At 59.4% G+C, this 18,643-nt stretch carries 19 protein-coding genes; 8 read left to right on the top strand and 11 right to left on the bottom strand.

All coding sequences use genetic code 11. The annotated features are described in order from the left end of the window. Window positions 1–13: 13 nt before the first annotated feature. Window positions 14–1,405: a leucyl aminopeptidase family protein gene (locus J2Z75_RS07020; protein ID WP_209849724.1), complete on the bottom strand. Its 1,392-nt coding sequence runs from the start codon at window positions 1,403–1,405 to the stop codon at window positions 14–16. Window positions 1,406–1,545: 140 nt separating this feature from the next. Between J2Z75_RS07020 and J2Z75_RS07015 the strand changes: the two genes are divergently transcribed. Next, on the top strand, window positions 1,546–2,367 hold the full coding sequence (locus tag J2Z75_RS07015) for a tetratricopeptide repeat protein (protein ID WP_209849722.1): 822 nt from the start codon (window positions 1,546–1,548) through the stop codon (window positions 2,365–2,367). A 16-nt stretch (window positions 2,368–2,383) separates the two neighbouring features. On the opposite strand, the gene J2Z75_RS07010 is transcribed toward J2Z75_RS07015, so the two are convergent. Next, window positions 2,384–3,274, bottom strand: coding sequence for a LysR family transcriptional regulator (locus J2Z75_RS07010; RefSeq protein ID WP_209849719.1), 891 nt, complete (start codon window positions 3,272–3,274; stop codon window positions 2,384–2,386). 108 nt (window positions 3,275–3,382) lie between these two features. On the opposite strand from J2Z75_RS07010, the gene J2Z75_RS07005 reads away from it, so the two are divergent. Beyond that, window positions 3,383–4,234: an oxidoreductase gene (locus tag J2Z75_RS07005; RefSeq protein ID WP_209849716.1), complete on the top strand. Its 852-nt coding sequence runs from the start codon at window positions 3,383–3,385 to the stop codon at window positions 4,232–4,234. Window positions 4,235–4,308: 74 nt separating this feature from the next. Here J2Z75_RS07005 and J2Z75_RS07000 read toward each other — a convergent pair whose 3' ends face one another. The 9 genes from J2Z75_RS07000 to J2Z75_RS06960 form a co-directional block, all read right to left on the bottom strand. Beyond that, a complete protein-coding gene (locus J2Z75_RS07000; protein WP_209849713.1) occupies window positions 4,309–5,295 on the bottom strand; it encodes a type II secretion system F family protein in 987 nt (328 codons plus the stop codon). Window positions 5,296–5,307: 12 nt separating this feature from the next. Continuing rightward, window positions 5,308–6,318: a type II secretion system F family protein gene (locus J2Z75_RS06995; protein ID WP_209849710.1), complete on the bottom strand. Its 1,011-nt coding sequence runs from the start codon at window positions 6,316–6,318 to the stop codon at window positions 5,308–5,310. A gap of 9 nt (window positions 6,319–6,327) precedes the next feature. Continuing rightward, window positions 6,328–7,806, bottom strand: a complete 1,479-nt coding sequence (locus J2Z75_RS06990) for a CpaF family protein (protein ID WP_209849706.1) — start codon at window positions 7,804–7,806, stop codon at window positions 6,328–6,330. A 31-nt stretch (window positions 7,807–7,837) separates the two neighbouring features. Continuing rightward, the gene (locus J2Z75_RS06985) at window positions 7,838–9,118 is read right to left on the bottom strand and encodes an AAA family ATPase (RefSeq protein ID WP_209849703.1); all 1,281 of its coding nucleotides are present in this window, start codon (window positions 9,116–9,118) and stop codon (window positions 7,838–7,840) included. A 54-nt stretch (window positions 9,119–9,172) separates the two neighbouring features. Further along, window positions 9,173–9,799 carry a CpaD family pilus assembly protein gene (locus tag J2Z75_RS06980; protein WP_234937234.1) on the bottom strand — a complete coding sequence of 209 codons (627 nt, stop codon included), beginning with the start codon at window positions 9,797–9,799 and terminating at the stop codon, window positions 9,173–9,175. 108 nt (window positions 9,800–9,907) lie between these two features. After that, on the bottom strand, window positions 9,908–11,431 hold the full coding sequence (locus J2Z75_RS06975) for a type II and III secretion system protein family protein (protein ID WP_407692744.1): 1,524 nt from the start codon (window positions 11,429–11,431) through the stop codon (window positions 9,908–9,910). Between the two features lie 20 nt (window positions 11,432–11,451). After that, window positions 11,452–12,267, bottom strand: coding sequence for a Flp pilus assembly protein CpaB (cpaB, locus tag J2Z75_RS06970; RefSeq protein WP_209849694.1), 816 nt, complete (start codon window positions 12,265–12,267; stop codon window positions 11,452–11,454). Window positions 12,268–12,443: 176 nt separating this feature from the next. After that, window positions 12,444–12,956, bottom strand: a complete 513-nt coding sequence (locus J2Z75_RS06965; protein ID WP_209849691.1) for an A24 family peptidase — start codon at window positions 12,954–12,956, stop codon at window positions 12,444–12,446. A gap of 157 nt (window positions 12,957–13,113) precedes the next feature. Beyond that, window positions 13,114–13,299: a Flp family type IVb pilin gene (locus tag J2Z75_RS06960; RefSeq protein WP_209849688.1), complete on the bottom strand. Its 186-nt coding sequence runs from the start codon at window positions 13,297–13,299 to the stop codon at window positions 13,114–13,116. Window positions 13,300–13,550: 251 nt separating this feature from the next. On the opposite strand from J2Z75_RS06960, the gene J2Z75_RS06955 reads away from it, so the two are divergent. The 6 genes from J2Z75_RS06955 to upp all read left to right on the top strand — a co-directional run bounded on the left by J2Z75_RS06955 (window position 13,551) and on the right by upp (window position 18,565). After that, window positions 13,551–13,976: a pilus assembly protein N-terminal domain-containing protein gene (locus J2Z75_RS06955; protein WP_209849685.1), complete on the top strand. Its 426-nt coding sequence runs from the start codon at window positions 13,551–13,553 to the stop codon at window positions 13,974–13,976. Window positions 13,977–14,150: 174 nt separating this feature from the next. Then, complete coding sequence (locus J2Z75_RS06950) at window positions 14,151–14,774, top strand: TadE/TadG family type IV pilus assembly protein (RefSeq protein WP_234937202.1); 624 nt, start codon at window positions 14,151–14,153, stop codon at window positions 14,772–14,774. Window positions 14,775–14,787: 13 nt separating this feature from the next. Then, entirely contained in the window at window positions 14,788–15,465 is a 678-nt protein-coding gene (locus J2Z75_RS06945) for a TadE/TadG family type IV pilus assembly protein (protein WP_209849682.1), read from the top strand. Window positions 15,466–15,641: 176 nt separating this feature from the next. Next, window positions 15,642–16,862, top strand: coding sequence for a phosphopentomutase (locus J2Z75_RS06940; RefSeq protein ID WP_209849679.1), 1,221 nt, complete (start codon window positions 15,642–15,644; stop codon window positions 16,860–16,862). Further along, entirely contained in the window at window positions 16,859–17,827 is a 969-nt protein-coding gene (locus J2Z75_RS06935; protein WP_209849676.1) for an adenosine deaminase, read from the top strand. Before J2Z75_RS06940 ends, J2Z75_RS06935 begins: the two co-directional genes overlap by 4 nt. A 108-nt stretch (window positions 17,828–17,935) precedes the next feature. Next, entirely contained in the window at window positions 17,936–18,565 is a 630-nt protein-coding gene (gene upp, locus J2Z75_RS06930; RefSeq protein ID WP_209849674.1) for a uracil phosphoribosyltransferase, read from the top strand. The last annotated feature ends 78 nt before the right edge of the window (window positions 18,566–18,643 follow it).

The following is an 18,643-nucleotide window of genomic DNA, read 5'->3' as shown; positions in this document are numbered from 1 at the left end:
ATGCCTTTCTCCCCTACTTCTTCCCCTTCGCAATCAAATGATACAATGCGCGGATGGCCTGTGCCTCGCCACCCAGCGGCGAATGCGGCCGTTCCGCCGCCGCCCAGCCGAAGATGTCGAAATGGGCCCAGCTCCTTGCGTTGGTAACGAAGCGCTTCAGGAACAACGCCGCCGTGATCGAACCTGCCATGCCGCCGGAAGGTGCGTTGGTCAGGTCGGCTATGCGGGCCGAGATATCCTTCTCGTACCCCTTGTAGAGAGGCATGCGCCACATGGGATCATCCACCGTCAGGCTTGATTCCGTTAGATCGTCAGCCAGATCCTCGTCATCGGTGTAGAACGGCGGCAGGTCCGGACCGAGCGCGACGCGGGCAGCACCTGTCAGCGTCGCCATATCGATCAAAAGGTCGGTCTCCTCCTCGTCCGCATAGGCGAGCGCGTCGGCGAGAATCAGCCGTCCTTCGGCATCAGTATTGTCGATCTGGACCGTCAGGCCCTTGCGGCTGCGGTAGATGTCACCCGGACGGAAGGCATTGGCGGAGATCGAGTTCTCGACGACGGGTACCAGCACGCGCAGGTCGACCTTCAGCTTGGCGTCCATGATCATCAGCGCCAGGCCCATGACATTGGCAGCGCCACCCATATCCTTCTTCATCAAAAGCATGGAGGCCGCCGGCTTGATGTCGAGGCCGCCTGTATCGAAGCAGACACCCTTGCCGACCAGCGTCACCTTGCGATGGCCTTTCTTGCCCCAGCGCATTTCCAACAGGCGCGGCGCTTCGGCGCTGGCGCGGCCGACCGTATGGATCAGCGGGAAATTCTGCTTCAGCAGATCGTCGCCGGAGACGACCGAAACCTTGGCCTTGTAGTGTTCGCCGAGCGCCCGGAACGCGTCTTCCAGGGCATTCGGGCCCATGTCGTTGGTGGGCATGTTGATAAGGTCACGGGCAAGAAAAACACCGGCGATCTGGCGCTTGATATCGGCGGCATCGGCGTCTGCCGGAATCATCAAGGTCGGTGCTTCGCTCGCCGCGGCCTTGTAACGCTCAAAGCGGTAGGAGCCGAGGCCAAAGCCGAGCGCCAGCCGGTTGGCCGTCAGCGGAGCGGTCTCGATATGCCATTTGCCGGCAGGCAACGTGCGCGCCAACTTACCGGTGAGGAACGGTGCTTCGGAGGGATTGGCGCCGAGCCCGAACAGCGCTCCACCGAGGTGACCGTCCTCGGACGGGATCAGCAGGACCGCGCCGGATTCGGCCTTGAACCCAGCCTTGCGCGCCCAGTCGAGCGCAATCGGATCAATGGCGCCGAGGTCGATATGGGCGGGCGTCACCGCGAAGATCGGCAAGGTCTTGCCGGCACTGGTGTTGAATGGCGACGGACGGTCGATGAATTGATAGGAGGCCATGAAAATCCTTCAGAAGGCACGGTGCAGAATCACCCGATTAACGCTCTGTTAGGGTTAACAGATTATTGCTGGAGTGAAGATTGCGCCGATGTGTTGGGGATTGCGTCCGGTGCTTGAACAAATGCTTAGGGGCATTGGCAATGAACTCACGCGGACAAACGTCTCATTCCAGCCGTAGGCTCCTGCGGGGCACCGCGATGGCGTTTATCGCCTTGGCGCTGGCCGGCTGCGCGGCGCAGAAGAAGGAGCTGACGACAGGCTCCATTCCCTCCGCCAATTTCTCCAAGCCGGTTCAGTCGATGAACGCCACGGAGCTTTCGGCAGCAGCGGAAAGCATCGGCAAGGCCTATGAGCGCAATCCAAAGGATCGCACCGCCGGCCTGAACTATGCCAATATGCTGAGGATGACAGGCCGCAACGATCAAGCGCTGGCAGTGATGCAGCAGGTCGCGATCAATTTCCCGACCGATCGCGAAGTGCTGGCGGCTTATGGAAAGTCGCAAGCCGCCGCGGGGCAGCTGGAACAGGCGCTGGACACGATTTCCCGCGCCCAGACGCCTGACCGGCCGGATTGGAAGCTGAAATCGGCCGAAGGCGCGATCCTCGATCAGCTCGGCCGCGCGCCGGAGGCGCGCCAGCGCTATCGCGAGGCGCTCGACATCCAGCCAAACGAACCGACGGTGCTGTCCAATCTCGGCATGTCCTATCTGCTTGCCAAGGATTTAAAAACGGCGGAAACCTATCTGCGCTCCGCAGTCGGCCAACCTGGCGCCGATAGCAGCGTCAGGCAGAACCTGGCGCTCGCCATCGGCCTGCAGGGACGTTTTCCCGAGGCTGAGCAGATCGCCCGCCAGGAACTCTCGCCGGACCAGGCGGAAGCCAACGTCAAATATCTGCGCTCGATCATGTCGCAGCAGAACGCCTGGCAGAAGCTGTCCAAGGAAGACAAGAATACGAACTAACGGAAGCCATTTTCGGCTATCGCTTCGATTTCACGAAATCCAGGAAAGCGCGTAGCGGCCCAGGCAACTGCCTCCGGCTGGGATAATAGAGGAAAAAGCCCGGGTAATACGGGCACCAATCTTCCAGTACGCTGACCAGCCTGCCCGCTGATATCAACTCCACGACCTGACTTTCGAAGACATAGGCCAGTCCGGCACCCTCCAGCGCCGCCAGCAGCATCGTATCCTGATCGCCGAGCGTCAGCGGTCCTTGAACATCGATGCCCAGCTCAGCGCCGCCCCGCTCGAATTCCCATCGATAGAATGCGCCGCTGGCAAACCGGTATCGAATGCAGGGATGGTTTTTCAGATCGTAGGGCGTGACGGGTTTGCCGTGCTGCTCGAAATGATCCGGCGAACCGACGACAAGGAAGCGATGACGCGGGCCGATCGGAACCGCGATCATATCGGCTGCGATCGTCTCGCCAAACCGGACACCCGCATCGAAGCCGCCGGAGACCATCTCGACAAGGGCATCATCGACAACGACCTCGACCTCTACCGCGGGATTTTCCCTTAAAAAGCGGGCAATGATCGGCAGCAGTACGAGCTTGGCTGCAGCGCGCGGGGCGTTGATCCTCAACTTTCCGAGAGGCTGACTGCGGAACGTATCGAGTTCCTCGAGTGCTGCGTCGATATCAAGAAAGGCCGGCCGGATACGTTCGAGCAACCGCTCACCGGCCTCCGTCAGGCCGACGCCGCGCGTCGTCCTGTTGACCAACCGAACATCCAGCCGTTCCTCGGTAGCCCTCAGTGCGTGGCTAAGCGCCGATGCCGTGACACCGAGATCGCCCGCAGCCCTGCGGAAGCTGCGGTGTTGGGCGATCGCCAGGAAGACGGACAGATCGGCGGCGCGGATCCTGCGCATTGATGAGATTTCCTCACTGAATCATGGAAGAGAAAGCGGCTTATCTCACCTATCGTATCTGGCTACCTTGTTCCTGCAAGCAAATTTCAACGACGAAAGGAAATCGTCATGCGTGTATGGTTCATCACCGGTGCGTCCCGCGGCTTCGGCGCCCTCATTACCCAGGAAGCCCTGAATACGGGCGACGCAGTCGTTGCGACGGCGCGTAACCCGCAAGCGGTCCTTGACAGGTTCGGCAATCATCCAAACCTCCTTGCCGTCTCCCTTGATGTCACCGACGAGAAGCAGGCCCATGCCGCCGCTCAAGCGGCCGTCAAGCGCTTCGGCAAGATCGACATCCTGCTCAACAATGCCGGCTACGGCCTGCTCGGTGCCGTCGAGGAGGCAACGGCCGAGGAAATCGAGAAGCTGTATGCGACCAACGTCTTCGGTCTTTTGAAGGTGACCCGAGCGGTACTGCCGCATATGCGCCGTCAGCGCTCGGGTCATGTGATCAACATTTCATCGATCGGCGGCTATGTCGGCTTCCCGGGATGGGGCGTCTACGGCTCGACGAAGTTTGCCATCGAAGGTCTTTCTGAATCGCTGGCGATAGAGGTGAAGCCGCTGGGGATCAATGTCACCGTCGCCGAGCCGGGCTTTTTCCGCACCGACTTCCTCGATGAAACTTCGCTTGCCATCAGCCCCAGTTCGATCCCGGACTACGAGCAGACGCCCGCCGGCGCCATGCGCGACTTCGCCGCCGGCAAGAACCACGGCCAGCCCGGTGATCCGGCCAGGCTTGCCAAGGCGATGATCGTGCTGGCCAGCGTCGAAAATCCGCCGCTGCGCATGCCGTTCGGCACCGACACCATTGCAGCGATCGAGGCGAAGAATGTCGATGTCGCCAGGGAACTGGCTGATTGGCGCGATCTCGCCGCCTCCACGGACTTCCCAGCGGAGTCCGGCGCTGCGAAATAACCTGCCCATCAAAAGGCACTGCCGTAACATCGCGGCAGTGCCTCAAGTCGTGTTCATTTTGTGCGATGACGTTCCTAGAACTTGTCGGAGACCTGGATGCCCGCCGGGCCGAGGATGACGGCGATCAGGACCGGCAGGAAGAACAGGATCATCGGCACGGTCAGCTTGGGCGGCAGCGCTGCCGCTTTTTTCTCGGCCGCGTTCATGCGCTGGTCGCGGCTTTCCTGCGCCAGGACGCGCAAGGCCTGGGCAATCGGCGTGCCGTAGCGATCGGCCTGGATCAGGGCCTGCATGACGGACTTCACATCGTCGAGCCCGGTTCTTGTGCCCAGGTTTTCAAGTGCGATGCGACGATCCGGGAGAAACGACAGTTCCGCCGTGGTCAGAACCAGCTCTTCGGCAAGCGGCGGCGACTGCGAGGCGATCTCGTCGGCCACGCGCCGCATGGCGAGCTCCATGGAGATCCCCGATTCCACACAGATCAGCAGCAGGTCGAGCGCATCCGGCCAAGCCCTGCGGATCGAGTGCTGTCGTTTGGTGACCGCGTTGGAAACAAAGATGTTCGGCGCATAGAAGCCTGCATAGGCGATGCCGATCACCACAAACATTCGCACCGGGAGCGACTTGTCCGCAAGGTAACCGAGAAAGAAAATATAGAAGGCACCGACGGCAAGAAACACGAATGGCAGGCAGAAACGCGCAACCAGGAATGTGTTCAGCGCGTTCTGCGAGCGGTAACCAGCCGATTTCAGCCGGTTGACAGTCTTGTCGTCCACCAGCGCCTTGCGCAGATTGAGCCGCTCGACGATCTGCCGGATCGAGGTATTGTTCTGCGCACGCAGCGACGCCTTGCTGCCTGCCGTTTCGCTGTTCAGACGGGCGCGTTCGCGGGCCCGGATCAATTCGCGCTCCGTGGCGACAGATTTCATCCGCTTGTCCAGATTTCCTTTCTCAAAAAAGGGAACTGCCAGCGAGTAGAATGTTGCCAGCACCGCCACCGACACCAGAAAGGCGACGATGATATTCGGATCAGTCAGCGTATTGATCAGCCCCTCGTTCATACCGCGTCTTTCCTAGATATCGAAGTTGATCATGTTGCGCATGACCCAGATGCCGATGCTCATCCACACCGCCGAGCAGCCCATGATGATGTGGCCGCGTGGATCGGTGAAAAGGATCATCATGTAGGCGGGCGATGTCATGTACACGAGGAAGGAGACGATGAACGGCAGCGCACCGATGATGTAGGCTGACGCCTTGGCTTCCATCGACAGCGCCTGGACCTTGGCCTTCATCTTCTTGCGTTCGCGCAGCACCTTGCCGAGATTGCCCAGCGCTTCCGAGAGATTGCCGCCGGCCTGAGCCTGGATGGCGATGACGATGGCAAAGAAATTGACCTCCGGCAGAGGAATGCTGTTGATCATGCGTGCGGAGGCTTCCGGAATATTCAAGCCGACCTGCTGTGCCTCGATGATGCGCTTGAACTCGGTCTTGACCGGCTCCTGGCCATCGCCGGCGATCAGCCTGATGGCGTCGTTCAGCGGCAGACCGGACTTGATCGATCGCACCATGACGTCGAGCGCATTCGGAAACTCATTCAGGAACGCCTTGCAGCGACGCTTGATCATGAAATTGACGAACCAGCGCGGAAAGCCGGCTGTGCCGATAAGAAAAATTCCTGCAACAATGGGCAGTGTCGCACCGGCGATCAGCGCCATGACGCTGGCGACGACACCAAAGACCACACTGGCAATGTAAAACTGCGCAATCGAAATCCTCAGACCCGCCTGCATCAGCCGGATCTTCATTGTCGGTTTGGCCTTGGCCGATTTTTCCTGCTGTTTCTTTTCGAGATCCTTCAGAGAATCCTGTACGGACTTTCGCCGCTTCGAGGTCTCGTTCATACGGTCCCGCGCGGCTTTTACTGTGACCCTGTCGACTTCGGCAGATTTTACCTTGCGGACGCGGCTCTCGGCTTTCTTCTCGGTTTCGATGCGCGTGAATAGAATTCCATAGGCTAGCCCCGCCGTTGCAAGTGCAACGAGGCCGACGATCGCCAGGATGGTGATGTCTATTCCGAACATGAAGGCCCCTCAGTCCTTTTCCATCGCATCGAGCGTTGCGGCCAGCCGCTTGTCTTCGTTGAAATAGCGAGCGCGATCCCAGAAATGCGGACGGCCGATGCCCGTCGATTTGTGTCGGCCGATGATCTTGCCGTTGGCGTCTTCGCCTTCCATCTCATAACGCATCAGATCCTGGGTGATGATCACGTCGCCTTCCATGCCGACCACCTCGGTGATGTGGGTGATGCGGCGCGAGCCATCGCGCAGACGCGCAGCCTGGATGATAACGTCGATCGAACCGGCGATGATCTCGCGCACGGTCTTGGCAGGCAGGGTAAAGCCGCCCATGGCGATCATCGATTCCATACGACTGAGGCATTCACGCGGCGTATTGGCGTGGATGGTGCCCATCGAGCCGTCGTGACCTGTGTTCATGGCCTGCAACAGATCGAAAACCTCGGGTCCGCGCACTTCGCCGACGATAATGCGTTCAGGCCGCATACGCAGGCAGTTCTTGATGAGGTCACGCATGGTGATCTCGCCCTCGCCCTCGATGTTCGGCGGGCGGGTTTCGAGGCGGACCACGTGCGGCTGCTGCAGCTGGAGTTCGGCCGTATCCTCGCAGGTGATGACACGCTCTTCCAGATCGATGTAACCGGTCAGGCAGTTCAAAAGCGTGGTCTTGCCGGAGCCGGTACCGCCGGAGATGACGACGTTGCAGCGGACACGACCGATGATCTGGAGAAGAACGGCGCCTTCCGGCGTGATCGCACCGAACTTGACCAGCTGGTCGAGCTTCAGCTTGTCCTTCTTGAACTTACGAATGGTGAGCGCCGTACCGTCGATGGCAAGCGGCGGGGCAATGACGTTGACGCGGCTGCCGTCGGGAAGACGGGCGTCGCAGATCGGGCTCGATTCATCGACCCGGCGGCCGACCTGGGAGACGATGCGCTGGCAGATCGACAGAAGCTGAGCGTTGTCGCGGAAACGAACCTCGGATTCGATGGTCTTGCCGTTGACTTCGATGAAGGTCTGGCCGGCACCGTTGACCATGATGTCGGCGATATCGTCGCGTGCGAGCAACGGCTCCAATGGACCATAACCCAGAACGTCGTTGCAGATATCCTCGAGCAGCTCTTCCTGCTCGGAGATCGACATCGCGAAATTCTTGATCGTGATGATGTCGTTGACAATGTCGCGGATTTCCTCGCGCGCACTCTCCGTATCGAGCTTGGCAAGCTGTGAAAGATCGATCGTATCGATCAGCGCCGAGAACACCTGGGATTTGGTGTCGTAATAGTCCTCGGTACGGACAGCCTTTTTACGGACAGGCGGGGGCGACGGCTGCCCACGCATAACAGGCATCGTTTCACGGGCAGGTTCGGCAAGTACGGGCGCAGCCGGCCGCTCGACGACGGCCACCGAAGCAGAAGCCGGCATGCTCGATTGCACAGGAGGACTGATGGAGCCCCCCTTGCCGAAGCCTTCGTTTCCTCGTTTACCAAACATGCGCTCAATCCGGTTTTCGTTTGACTGTCAGTTACTTGCGTCCAAGCATTCCGAGCATCTTGCCAAGCCCGCTCTTCTTGGCTTTCTTGGCTGTCACCCTGCCGGTCACCAGATGTGCGAGCTGGGAGAAGGTTTCAGCCGTCGGCGCCTTCTTGTCGATCTCGGCGATCATTCGGCCGCTGTTGGCAGCGTTTCCAAACAGCACGGCATCGAACGGGATGATCGCGACCGGCTCGATCTCGAGCGAATCGCAGAAATCGGACGGCGATATTTCCGGGCGTTTCGGCATGCCGACCTGATTCAGAACCAGGTGCGGCGCCTTGTCGTTTGGCCGGATTTTCTTCAGCGAATCGAAAAGATTCTTGGCGTTGCGCAGATTGGCAAGGTCGGGCACGGCGGTTATCACGACCTCGTCGGCTTCCGCCAGCACCGTGCGCGTCCAGTCGGCCCAGAGATGCGGCACGTCGAGTATCGACACCGGCGCATTGCGCAGCAGGATTTCCATCAGCGGCTGGAACGCCGTCGCATCGAAATCATAGGGTCGATCGAGCATGGAGGGGGCGGCAAGCAGCGACAGGTGCTCCGAACACTTGGTCAAAAGACGGTCGAGGAAGACTTCGTCGAGGCGCTCCGGGGAAAAAACCGCTTCGGAAATGCCCTGCGGCGGATCCTGGTCGAAATTGATATTGGCCGTACCATAAGGCAGATCGAGATCGGCAAGCACGACCTCGGTGGAGAACAGGTTGGAGATGCCCCAGGCACAATTGTGCGCAAGCGTCGATGAACCGACACCGCCCTTGGCGCCGATGAAGGCAATGCTGCGGCCAAGCGGTTCGGCTTCCGGATCGACGAAGATACCGGCAATGGCACCCAGGATATCAGGCATGGCAACCGGTGCGACGATATATTCGGAAATGCCGTTGCGGATCAGGTCGCGATAAAGCGGGATATCGTTGTAACGGCCGATGATGACGACTTTTGTGCTGGGATCGCAAACCGCCGCCAGCGGGGCAAGTTCTTCCATCAGCAGGCGCGGCTCGGTTGCTGTTTCCAGAATGATCAGGTTTGGCGTCGGCGTTGTCGAGAACATGCTGGCGGCGGCGGCAATCGTGCCACTGTTGATCCTCAGCGTGACCTTCGCCATTCGCCTGTCTTGGCCGCAACGTTCCATAACCCGCAGCAGCCCCTCCGTTTCGCAGAAGGCATGCACGGAGATCCGCGGAAGCGGCCGCAAATGATCGACGTCATTCGAGCTGATCCCTTCCGGTTCGCCGGCTATTCCGGTCTCGATCTTGTAGTCAATCGTGCTCATGGTGCTGTCCCGTCAAGCTTCCCGAATTGGTCAATTGCCGCCAATGACGATCGTCTAGTCTTCGCCGGTGTCGATCCCGCGATAGTCCTTGATGACCTGACCTCGCCGGACGGCATCGATCGGCGACATCTGGCGCGGACCGATCAGGTCCATCGGATTGGCAATCTGCGCCGCAAGGTTCGATTGGCTGGCGCAGCCGAAATTCTCGTAGTTCTTGTTCTGGACCGTATTGGCAACAAGGTCCTTCGGCCAGTTGCCGCAGGGCTCGGTTTTTGCAGTGATCGCTGTGTAGGTCAGGCGGATCGGCGCAGCATCGCCATTGGAGCCCGCTTGATAGCTGACTTCGATCAGGCGCGTCGCCGGGATGCCGACATCGACGAGTACGCCACGGATTTCCCTGCGGAGCGCGGATGCGGCGTAGGCATTGGCGGAGCCGCTTGGCAGCAGAATCTGAATGCTGCCCGTCGCGGAATCGATGTAGCCCGATGCGAAACCGCGGATAACGTCACGCGCGCCCTTTGTCAGGTGCCGGTCGCTCGACGCGACCGGCACGTCGATCGAATGTTCGGCTTCGGCGATCACAATCGGATGGCGCGTGCGATAGTCGTCCGGCAAGGCCCCGGTCGACATGTCGTCGCGGTTGGCGCAGCCGGCAAGGCTCGTGCCTGCCATCAGCAACATGCCGATCGCGAACGCGCGCGCAAGGCGATGGGAAGCATTTGGCCGCATGGTCGAGTGCCTTTTCAGATTGCGGTTCAGGATGATCGTCTTTGTCATGTCCGTTCCCGCCTATTTGTAGATGAAGCCGACATTGCCGTGATACTGCCCTGCAGGGGCAGCCTGACGGTTGCCGTAGATGCGATTGACTTCGCCCAGAAACGCGCTGGACAGATCATCGGTCGGGTTGAAATTATCATCCGGCCGCGAAAGCTCGCCGCGCGCCACCGGCTTCACCAAATACGGCGTCGCGATGATGACAAGTTCGGTCTCGTTGCGGATGAAGTCCTTCGAGCGGAACAATGTGCCAAGGATGGGAATTTTGGAGGCCCCGGGAAGGCCGGACATGGCCTGACGGATGTTGTCCTGCACCAGACCGCCGATCACGATAGAACCGCCTGACGGAAGTTCGACGCTGGTGGATGCCTTGCGGCGGCGGATCGACATGTAGGTCTGACCTGGGACGTTGACAGCATTGGCGTTGACGACGGACCCATCGAAAGTGGGCTCCGAAACTTCCGTCGATATTTCCAGGCTGATACGGCCGGGCCCGAGTACGACAGGCGTGAAATCCAGACCGATGCCGTACTCCACCGTCTCATGGGTTCGCGATATTGCGCCGTCCTCGTCAATTTCCTGTTCCGATGGCAGGCGATACTCGCCGCCCACGGAAAAGCTGGCCTTCTTGCCGGAAATGGCTGTCAAACTTGGCTCCGCCAGAGTGCGCATAACGCCCGCCTGCTCCATTGCGTTGAAGTAGCTTGCAAAGCCCATCGAACCTGAGCCGATGGAGCCGGTAAAGGTTGACGATATCGCGTTGACGGCATTGCCCAGGTTGGCCGGGTTGCGGAAGGTAATGCCATCACCACTCGTCGAACTCTTGATGGAACCGCTGAAGCCGAGCTGCTTGAGCACCTGTCGAGAAACTTCTGCCACCGTTACCTTCAGCATGACCTGATCTTCGCCATCAATCTTCAAAAGATTGACGATCTGGGATTCCTGGCGGTCTTCGGCGAAAATATCCGCGGTGCTGCCGGCATTGCCTTCTGCCGTGATATTGCGGGTTGTTGCTTCACCACCCTTGATGAAAGCCCTTGCGAGTTCTTCGACGCGGGTGGAATCAAGCGGGGTCCGGACAGTGCCGGTCAGCACGATATTGTCCGAGATGATTTCAACGGTGATATCGGAATCTGGCAGGAACCGCCGCAAATTGGCTTCCAGACCGGCAATATCACGCTCGATCTCGAGGTCGAGGCTGACGATTTCTTCGCCGTTCGGACCGAAGACGAAGATATTCGTTTGTCCGACGGTTTTGCCGAAGAGATAGATGCGCCGCGAGGTACGGGTCACGGCATCGGCCAGGCTGGGATCGGCAACCAGGATATCGTGAGCGTCGGCCGGAAGGTCGACAACGATTGCCTTGTTCAGGCCCAGTTTGATGGTCCTTTTCACTCCGGGGCCGCTATTGACGATGCGCACCACCGATTCAGATGCCGCCTCCGCGGTAAACGTCTGGGCGGGCAAGCCGGAAAAGGCCAGGCAGAAGGCCAGCCCGCCGGCGATAGAGCTACGAAGTTTGTTTCCGATCCGGTTCACGTTCCGCTCCCGCTCACACATTATTTCGTTTGGCCCATGGATGAGCTGTCATCGCTCTTGACGATTGAGCCCGATTTGATGACCTGGATGGAAGGACGCCCATCACCGCTGAGCAGATAGTCCGCCGCGGTGGTATCCGGCTCTTGCGCGTCGGCAATGCTGCGCAGCGCCAGCGACAGGCGTTCGGCCATCTGCTGGGCAACGGTCATGACTTTCGACTGGTCCGGCGTCAGTTCCAACGTGGCGGTCGTCCCGACCACCGACTTGGACCCATCGTCCTTTTCCTCGACCTGCTGATCGATTGCGAGGACGCGAACATTGCTGAGAACTGTTTCCGTGAGAAAGGAACCGTCATCGGTCTTGCGCACCATGATCACGTCGACACGATCATTCGGAAGGATGAAGCCGCCGGCGCCGGTCGCGACGGTAATCTCCGTGGCAACGGCGCGCTTGCCGGCGGGAAGCAGCGAAGACATGATCCGGCTTGAGGAATCGGCGATCTTTTCCTGGCGCACGGGTTCGCCGTTGAAAATCGGCAGACGCACGACGACGCCTTGAAGATCCGTCACCGCGTTCGGGCGGAGCTCTTCGGTGATCAATCCATCGACAACGCCGTCTTTCGGCCAGGAAATCCAGTGGACGGCATCCGGATCGAGCCTTGAACCGACGGGCAGGCTCTTGCTGGCAACGAGAACATTGACGGTCGGTTCGCGTTCGATGACCGGCTCGGCTGTGCTGATGACGGTCTTGCCGCTGGTCAGCTTGAGTGCCAGGAATCCAGCCAGGCCTGCCGATACGACAGCCACCGCCAGAATAATAACGCGCACCGGTTTCATGATCTTTCCCTGCAGTCCGAGAATATGCTCGCAGCAGAATGATCAGGAATTGGTGTAATTATAGTTAACGGACAGCTTACATTCGTGGTTAACAAATGATTTGCGCAACAAACGCGCATTCGACATTCGGCCCATGCACTGCAGCAACGCGATGGGTTCAGGATGGAACGAAAAGATTAATGAGACTGCGCGAGCGCAGCCTGCATCAGCGGCGATGAGGGATAGGCGACAAAACCGCCGAGAGCGATGGCGATGCCATAGGGGACCTTCTTTGCCGTAAACAACAGATGCGGCACGCGAAATCCTGACGCGAGGATGGTGTTTTCATAACTGCGCAGCGCGAGGATCAGCAATGTCAGGAGACCGCCGAAGATCGACACATAGATGAGGAACTCGAACAGCGGCGTACTGAAGCCAAACCACACGGCGCTCGCCGTGAGCAGCTTCGCATCGCCGCCGCCCATGATATTGAGCGCAAACAGCGCGAAGCAACTGAAGAAAACGATCACCCCTGCCGCCAGATGCACACCGATGGCAGCGATGCCGAGGCCTGCCAGCGGCGCAACCAGCACAAATGCACCCAACAATATGGCCGAGACCCGGTTGGGGATCGTCATGGTGAACAGATCCGAGAACGCCGCGAAGGCCAGGCAAAGCGGGAAGATCACAAAGATAGCGGCTTCGGTCATAATTCGACACCCTCCAGCTTGGACGGACACTCACTGCTGCATATGAATTCATACTGTAAAGCGTTTAAGGGTTTGAGAATCCGACGGATCCGTATCCTATTGACGAAATGAAAAAGCCGCCCATTCGGGCGGCCTTAACATAAAATCAGAACGCTTGTTACGGCGTTGTGGCGCCGGCTTCATTGAGCTTGGTACCGAGATCCGTGAACTTGGCGTCGAGGGCGCTGCCGAGCGTTGTTGCGCCGGTGATCAGGGCGACGGAGATGAGGGCGGCGATCAGGCCGTATTCGATCGCGGTCGCGCCGGACTCGTCCTTCATGAAACGTGCGAAAATCTTGGTCATGTTATTTCTCCTACTTCACTTTGTTGTTCAGCACTTCCGCCAACTGTTTCCGTTGATCGGATGAAGCAAAACTACACAGTGCGAATTTCAATCGTCTTAAGGAAAACAGTTATCTAAACCTTAACAGCGGCAGGCCGGCTTTTTGGTAAACGCAATGCCAATTTTGCATGCACTCAGAGGCTGTTGCGCCTTTAACCCTTCATTCACCAAAAACGAGGATGCTGGCTTATCCGCATCGTCAGGAAACAGCCATGAATTCGCGAAATACAGCCCCGGGCGTCTGGTTGCTGGCCACGGCCTGCGCAAGCTTTGCCCTGACCGCCCCTCTCGTCGCGAGCCCTGTTCACGCTGCCGACGAGATGCTGCGCGTCTATATGGACCATGCGCGCGTTCTCAAGCTTGACCGGCCCGTCAGCAAAGTCATCATCGGCAATTCGGACGTGGCCGACGCGACGGTCGCAGATTCAAAGACCATCGTGCTGACCGGACGGAGCTTCGGCACGACCAATCTTGTGCTTCTCGATATTGACGGCAATGCCATCGTTGATGAGCGCATCCTGGTTTCGATCGACGAAGGCAATACTGTTCGCGTCTTCCGCCAGACCAGCCGTTCCGTACTCTCCTGCACGCCGAACTGCGAAGTCCATACCACGCAGAAGGCCGCGACGGGCAACTAGGTCCCACAGCCCAAGGCAGCAACTTTGCTTTGCGCGATCGTCCGTCGGCATGGTGCCAAATCCTTACCGCACCGTAAGCATTTATATTCAAATCTCCCCTGCTCTTGCATACGAAATATCAATGGTCCTTTTCTAAGTTGCCTTAATCCTACGGCGGCCGAACGGAATGACGAGATGTTGAAAAAGCGGAATGTGACCTCCGAGGTCAGCGTGGCCGGCAATTCGGCCAACCGGCGGGGCAATAGCTTTCTGCGACGACTCGCCAGGGACAGGACGGGCGCCTCGGCACTTGAATTTGCGATACTGGTCCCGGTTTTTCTGATGGCGCTGTTCCCTCCTTTTGAAACCTTTACGGCCTTCATTGGGGAGCAGCTTTTTGTCAATGCAACCGATACGATGGCCCGCAAGGTGCGAACAGGCGAGGCCGCACACTGGTCGGAAGAAGAATTCCGAAAGGCTTTTTGTGCCGAGATATCACTCCTGATGACCTGTTCGGACACGGAGGCTAAAACTGCGAGCCGGCTGTTCATCGACGTCCGAAGCTTTGCCGACTTTGCCAATATCCGGGCCGGCATTCCCCGGCAAGGGACATCAGCCGGTTCCGATCTCGATACCACCGGTTTCAAGTTCGCGCCGGGAGGGCCACAGACGGTCAACGTCGTGCGGGCCTATTACCGCTGGCCTGTCGCGGTCGACTATTACCGTGCCTATACCACCAATTTACGCCCTGCAGGCAGCAGTATGCCGAGCGACTATCTTATGGCGGCGACGGCAGTGTTCCGCAGTGAAAAATACTGAGGGGGGAACTGCCATGAAAGCGACAATCGGCCATCACATCGCAATGCTTTCCGGAAAAGCAGAGACATTCGCAGAGACATTCAAGGCGTTCTGGCGCGACCGAAAGGGCACGGGCGCAATCGAATTCACGATCGTCCTGCCGCTGCTGATCGTGGCCTATGTCGGCTCGTTTGAAATCTGTGCCGGCTTCAACGTCGCCCGCAAAGTCGCCCGGGCTGCCAGTACGGTTGCAGATACGATTGCCCAGGCCCCGGATGGCACCACCATGAAGGTTTCGACGCTTGACGGTATGCCTCCAGTCCTCAGAGGCATCATGGATCCCTTTCCGCTGCCTGCGGCTTCGGTCCTGAAGGTAACGGGCATAAAAATTACCGGACCAGGGGTTGGCGTCGTGGCGTGGTCGCGTGGCTGGTCCTGGAAGAAGAATGATACGCTCGATCCTTCGGCGGACTATACCGCAGCACTGGTCACCACCACGACACCCTATGTAAAAGACTCGACGGTCGTCGTTCCGACCGACATTTCAACCACAGGCACCTTTATCGTGCGCTCCGAGATAAACGTGCCCTACACCGTGGAATTGCTGAATTGGAGCTCCGGTGTCGTGCCGTCGCAGATCCATATATCCAAGACCTATTATTTGCGCCAGCGCGTCGGTGACACCATAGCCTGCAGCGGTTGCGGGGCTTAGCGCTTGACGCTGGCCCATCGCCAGTGTTCCGTCATTTGCAATCTGCCCCGCCCCGGAGTATTTCTTCGCGCCTTCGTCTCAACCGCTGCGACAGCGTGCGAAGACGGACAACAACTGTTCTGCCGCAAGCCGCCTGCAACAGGGAACCCGGCCCGCGACAGCATTCCGGGTGATCCATGGCGCGTGCCTTTCTGTTCGTTCTTGATTCCTTCGGCATCGGCGGAGCGCCGGATGCTGCCGCCTTTGGCGACGACGGCGCCGATACGCTCGGTCATATCGCCGAATTCTGCGCTGCGGGGGCCGGCGACAGGGAGGGCCTGCGCCAAGGCCCGCTGACGCTTCCCAACATGTCGGCGCTCGGCCTGCTGCATGCGGCAAAACTCGCCAACAAGCGCCTGCCCGCCGGCATGCCGCTGCCGGAAAGGGTCTTCGGACTCTACGGCGCGGCCAGCGAAGTCTCGCGCGGCAAGGATACGCCCTCCGGTCACTGGGAAATTGCCGGGACGCCGGTGACCTTCGACTGGGGTTACTTTCCCGCGGAAGGCGATGCTTTTCCGGCCGAACTGGTCGAGGCGATCTGCCGCGAAGGCGAAGTGCCCGGTATTCTCGGCAATTGCCATGCCTCGGGCACCGACATCATTGCGCAGTATGGCGATGAACATATGCGCACGGGCAAGCCGATCTGCTACACTTCATCGGATTCCGTTTTCCAGATCGCCGCGCACGAACATTCCTTCGGCCTGGAACGGCTGCTGGAATTGTGCCAGACGGTGCGCCGCCTGCTCGACGATTACAATATCGGCCGTGTCATCGCCCGGCCTTTCATCGGCGCCACGCCAAAGGATTTCACCCGCACCGGCAACCGCCGGGACTATTCGGTGCTGCCACCCGAACCGACCCTTCTCGACCGGCTGAAGGCGGCGGACCGAACCGTCCATGCGGTCGGCAAGATCGCCGACATTTTCGCCCATCAGGGGATCGGTCGGACGATCAAGGCCAATGGCAACATGGAGCTGTTCGAAGCGACACTGAAGGTCATGGACGAGGCCGAAGACGGAGATCTGGTCTTCACCAACTTCGTCGATTTCGACATGCTCTATGGCCACCGCCGCGATGTGCCCGGTTATGCAGCGGCCCTCGAAGCCTTCGATGCACGCCTGCCCGACCTCGACCGCAAGCTGAAACCCGGCGATATCGTCATCCTGACGGCCGACCATGGCTGCGACCCCACCTGGCGCGGCACCGACCACACCCGCGAGCGCGTGCCGATCCTCGTTTTCGGGCCGGGCATCCGCACGCGATCGATCGGCGTCCTGCCGGGTTTCGCCGGCATCGGCGAGACAGTTGCCAAACATCTGGGCCTTGAACCAGGCCTCCATGGGAGAAGTTTTCTGTGACCGCATATCTGAAGAAGGCCGAGCTGCACTGCCATATCGAGGGCGCGGCTCCGCCTCCCCTCGCCATCGAGATGGCCCGCAAATACAATGTCGACGTCAGCGGCATCATTCGGGATGGCGCCTATGTCTGGACCGATTTCAGCCATTTCATCAAATGCTACGATGCCGTGGCCGAGCTTTTCCGCACCGAAGAGGATTACGCGCTCCTAGCGGAAGCCTACCTGACCGAGCTCGCAGCTGCGGGCACGATCTACAGCGAGATTATCGTTTCGCCCGATCACGGCAACACGATCGGCATCGGTAGCGATGCCTATCTTCGCGGGCTTGCAGCCGGCATCGGGGCAGCGAAGGAAAAGACCGGTATCGAAGGCCGGATGATCATCACCATCATCCGGCATATGGGACCGGAAGCGGCGGAACGCACGGCGCTTTACGCCGCCAAGCGCGAACATCCGCTGGTGACCGGCTTCAACCTTGCCGGCGAGGAGCGCATGCACAAGGTGGCGGATTTCACGCGTGCCTTCGATATCGCCCGCGACTGCGGTCTCGGCATTACCATCCATGCCGGCGAAATGGCCGGTGCCTTCAGCGTCCGCGATGCGCTCGACCATGTGCGTCCGTCACGTATCAGCCATGGTGTACGTGCCATCGAAGATGCCGATCTCGTCAAACGGATCGCCGACGAAGGCGTGGTGCTGGAAACCTGCCCCGGCTCCAACGTCTCGCTGCAGGTGTTTCCGGACTTCGCATCGCATCCGCTGCGCGCGCTTTATGAGGCCGGCTGCCGGGTAACGCTCAACTCGGACGATCCGCCGTTCTTCCACACGTCGTTGAAACAGGAATACGAAATCGCCTCGCAGGTGATGGGTTTCAGCGACGACGAGATCAACGGCATGACACGCACGGCAATCGACGCCGCCTTCGTTGACGAGCCAACGCGCCGGCGCCTGCTTGCCGCTTTATAGAACTCATCGACTGGGGATGACGGCGTAAAGCGCCGGTCAGGCCTTGCGGCATCTCGCTTTTCTGTGAAAAAAGGAATTGAATTCCGGTTTCCGCAGGAGGGCTTGGCCATGGACGGCGTTACAGTCATCAATCATCCGCTTGTTCAGCACAAGTTGACCATCATGCGCAAGAAGGAGACCTCGACAGCGGGCTTCCGCCGCCTGCTGCGCGAGATTTCCACCCTGCTCTGCTACGAGGTCACCCGCGATCTCGAACTGACGATGGAGACCATCGAGACGCCGATGCAGACCATCCAGGCGCCGGTGCTCGAAGGCAAGAAGCTGGTGTTCGCCTCGATTCTTCGTGCCGGCAATGGTCTGCTTGAAGGCATGCTGGAACTGGTGCCCTCCGCGCGCGTCTCGCATGTCGGCGTCTACCGCGACCATGAAACGCTGGAGGCCGTCGAATATTACTTCAAGGCGCCGGAAAGCCTGTCGGAACGCCTCGTCATTGTTGTCGATCCGATGCTTGCGACCGGCAATTCTTCAATCGCCGCCATCGACAAGCTGAAGGAACGCGGCGCGACGAAATTGCGCTTCCTCTGCCTTCTCGCTGCTCCCGAGGGCATCCGCAATTTCCAGGCTGCCCATCCGGACGTGCCGATCTACACCGCCTCGATCGATAGCCATCTCAACGAACACGGCTATATCGTTCCGGGCCTTGGCGACGCCGGCGACCGCATGTACGGGACCAAGTAGGTCCCGATACCGGTTACCCGGGACGGTCGGAATAGTCCCAATTCCTTAACCAGATTTCCACTTGAACCGTCTGCCGCC

The sequence above is a fragment of the Rhizobium herbae genome (genome assembly GCF_017873135.1).
GTDB lineage: Bacteria > Pseudomonadota > Alphaproteobacteria > Rhizobiales > Rhizobiaceae > Pararhizobium > Pararhizobium herbae.
The sequence above is the reverse complement of the archived record's forward strand: the minus strand, read 5'-3'. Positions and strand labels throughout refer to the sequence as shown.

Bases quoted from the DNA above. Each gene is read 5' to 3' on its own strand.
- J2Z75_RS07020 (WP_209849724.1), bottom strand. From the start codon at position 1,405: ATGGCCTCCTATCAATTCATCGACCGTCCGTCGCCATTCAACACCAGT.
- J2Z75_RS07015 (WP_209849722.1), top strand. From the start codon at position 1,546: ATGAACTCACGCGGACAAACGTCTCATTCCAGCCGTAGGCTCCTGCGG.
- J2Z75_RS07010 (WP_209849719.1), bottom strand. From the start codon at position 3,274: ATGCGCAGGATCCGCGCCGCCGATCTGTCCGTCTTCCTGGCGATCGCC.
- J2Z75_RS07005 (WP_209849716.1), top strand. From the start codon at position 3,383: ATGCGTGTATGGTTCATCACCGGTGCGTCCCGCGGCTTCGGCGCCCTC.
- J2Z75_RS07000 (WP_209849713.1), bottom strand. From the start codon at position 5,295: ATGAACGAGGGGCTGATCAATACGCTGACTGATCCGAATATCATCGTC.
- J2Z75_RS06995 (WP_209849710.1), bottom strand. From the start codon at position 6,318: ATGTTCGGAATAGACATCACCATCCTGGCGATCGTCGGCCTCGTTGCA.
- J2Z75_RS06990 (WP_209849706.1), bottom strand. From the start codon at position 7,806: ATGTTTGGTAAACGAGGAAACGAAGGCTTCGGCAAGGGGGGCTCCATC.
- J2Z75_RS06985 (WP_209849703.1), bottom strand. From the start codon at position 9,118: ATGAGCACGATTGACTACAAGATCGAGACCGGAATAGCCGGCGAACCG.
- J2Z75_RS06980 (WP_234937234.1), bottom strand. From the start codon at position 9,799: ATGTTGCTGATGGCAGGCACGAGCCTTGCCGGCTGCGCCAACCGCGAC.
- cpaB (WP_209849694.1), bottom strand. From the start codon at position 12,267: ATGAAACCGGTGCGCGTTATTATTCTGGCGGTGGCTGTCGTATCGGCA.
- J2Z75_RS06965 (WP_209849691.1), bottom strand. From the start codon at position 12,956: ATGACCGAAGCCGCTATCTTTGTGATCTTCCCGCTTTGCCTGGCCTTC.
- J2Z75_RS06960 (WP_209849688.1), bottom strand. From the start codon at position 13,299: ATGACCAAGATTTTCGCACGTTTCATGAAGGACGAGTCCGGCGCGACC.
- J2Z75_RS06955 (WP_209849685.1), top strand. From the start codon at position 13,551: ATGAATTCGCGAAATACAGCCCCGGGCGTCTGGTTGCTGGCCACGGCC.
- J2Z75_RS06950 (WP_234937202.1), top strand. From the start codon at position 14,151: ATGTTGAAAAAGCGGAATGTGACCTCCGAGGTCAGCGTGGCCGGCAAT.
- J2Z75_RS06945 (WP_209849682.1), top strand. From the start codon at position 14,788: ATGAAAGCGACAATCGGCCATCACATCGCAATGCTTTCCGGAAAAGCA.
- J2Z75_RS06940 (WP_209849679.1), top strand. From the start codon at position 15,642: ATGGCGCGTGCCTTTCTGTTCGTTCTTGATTCCTTCGGCATCGGCGGA.
- upp (WP_209849674.1), top strand. From the start codon at position 17,936: ATGGACGGCGTTACAGTCATCAATCATCCGCTTGTTCAGCACAAGTTG.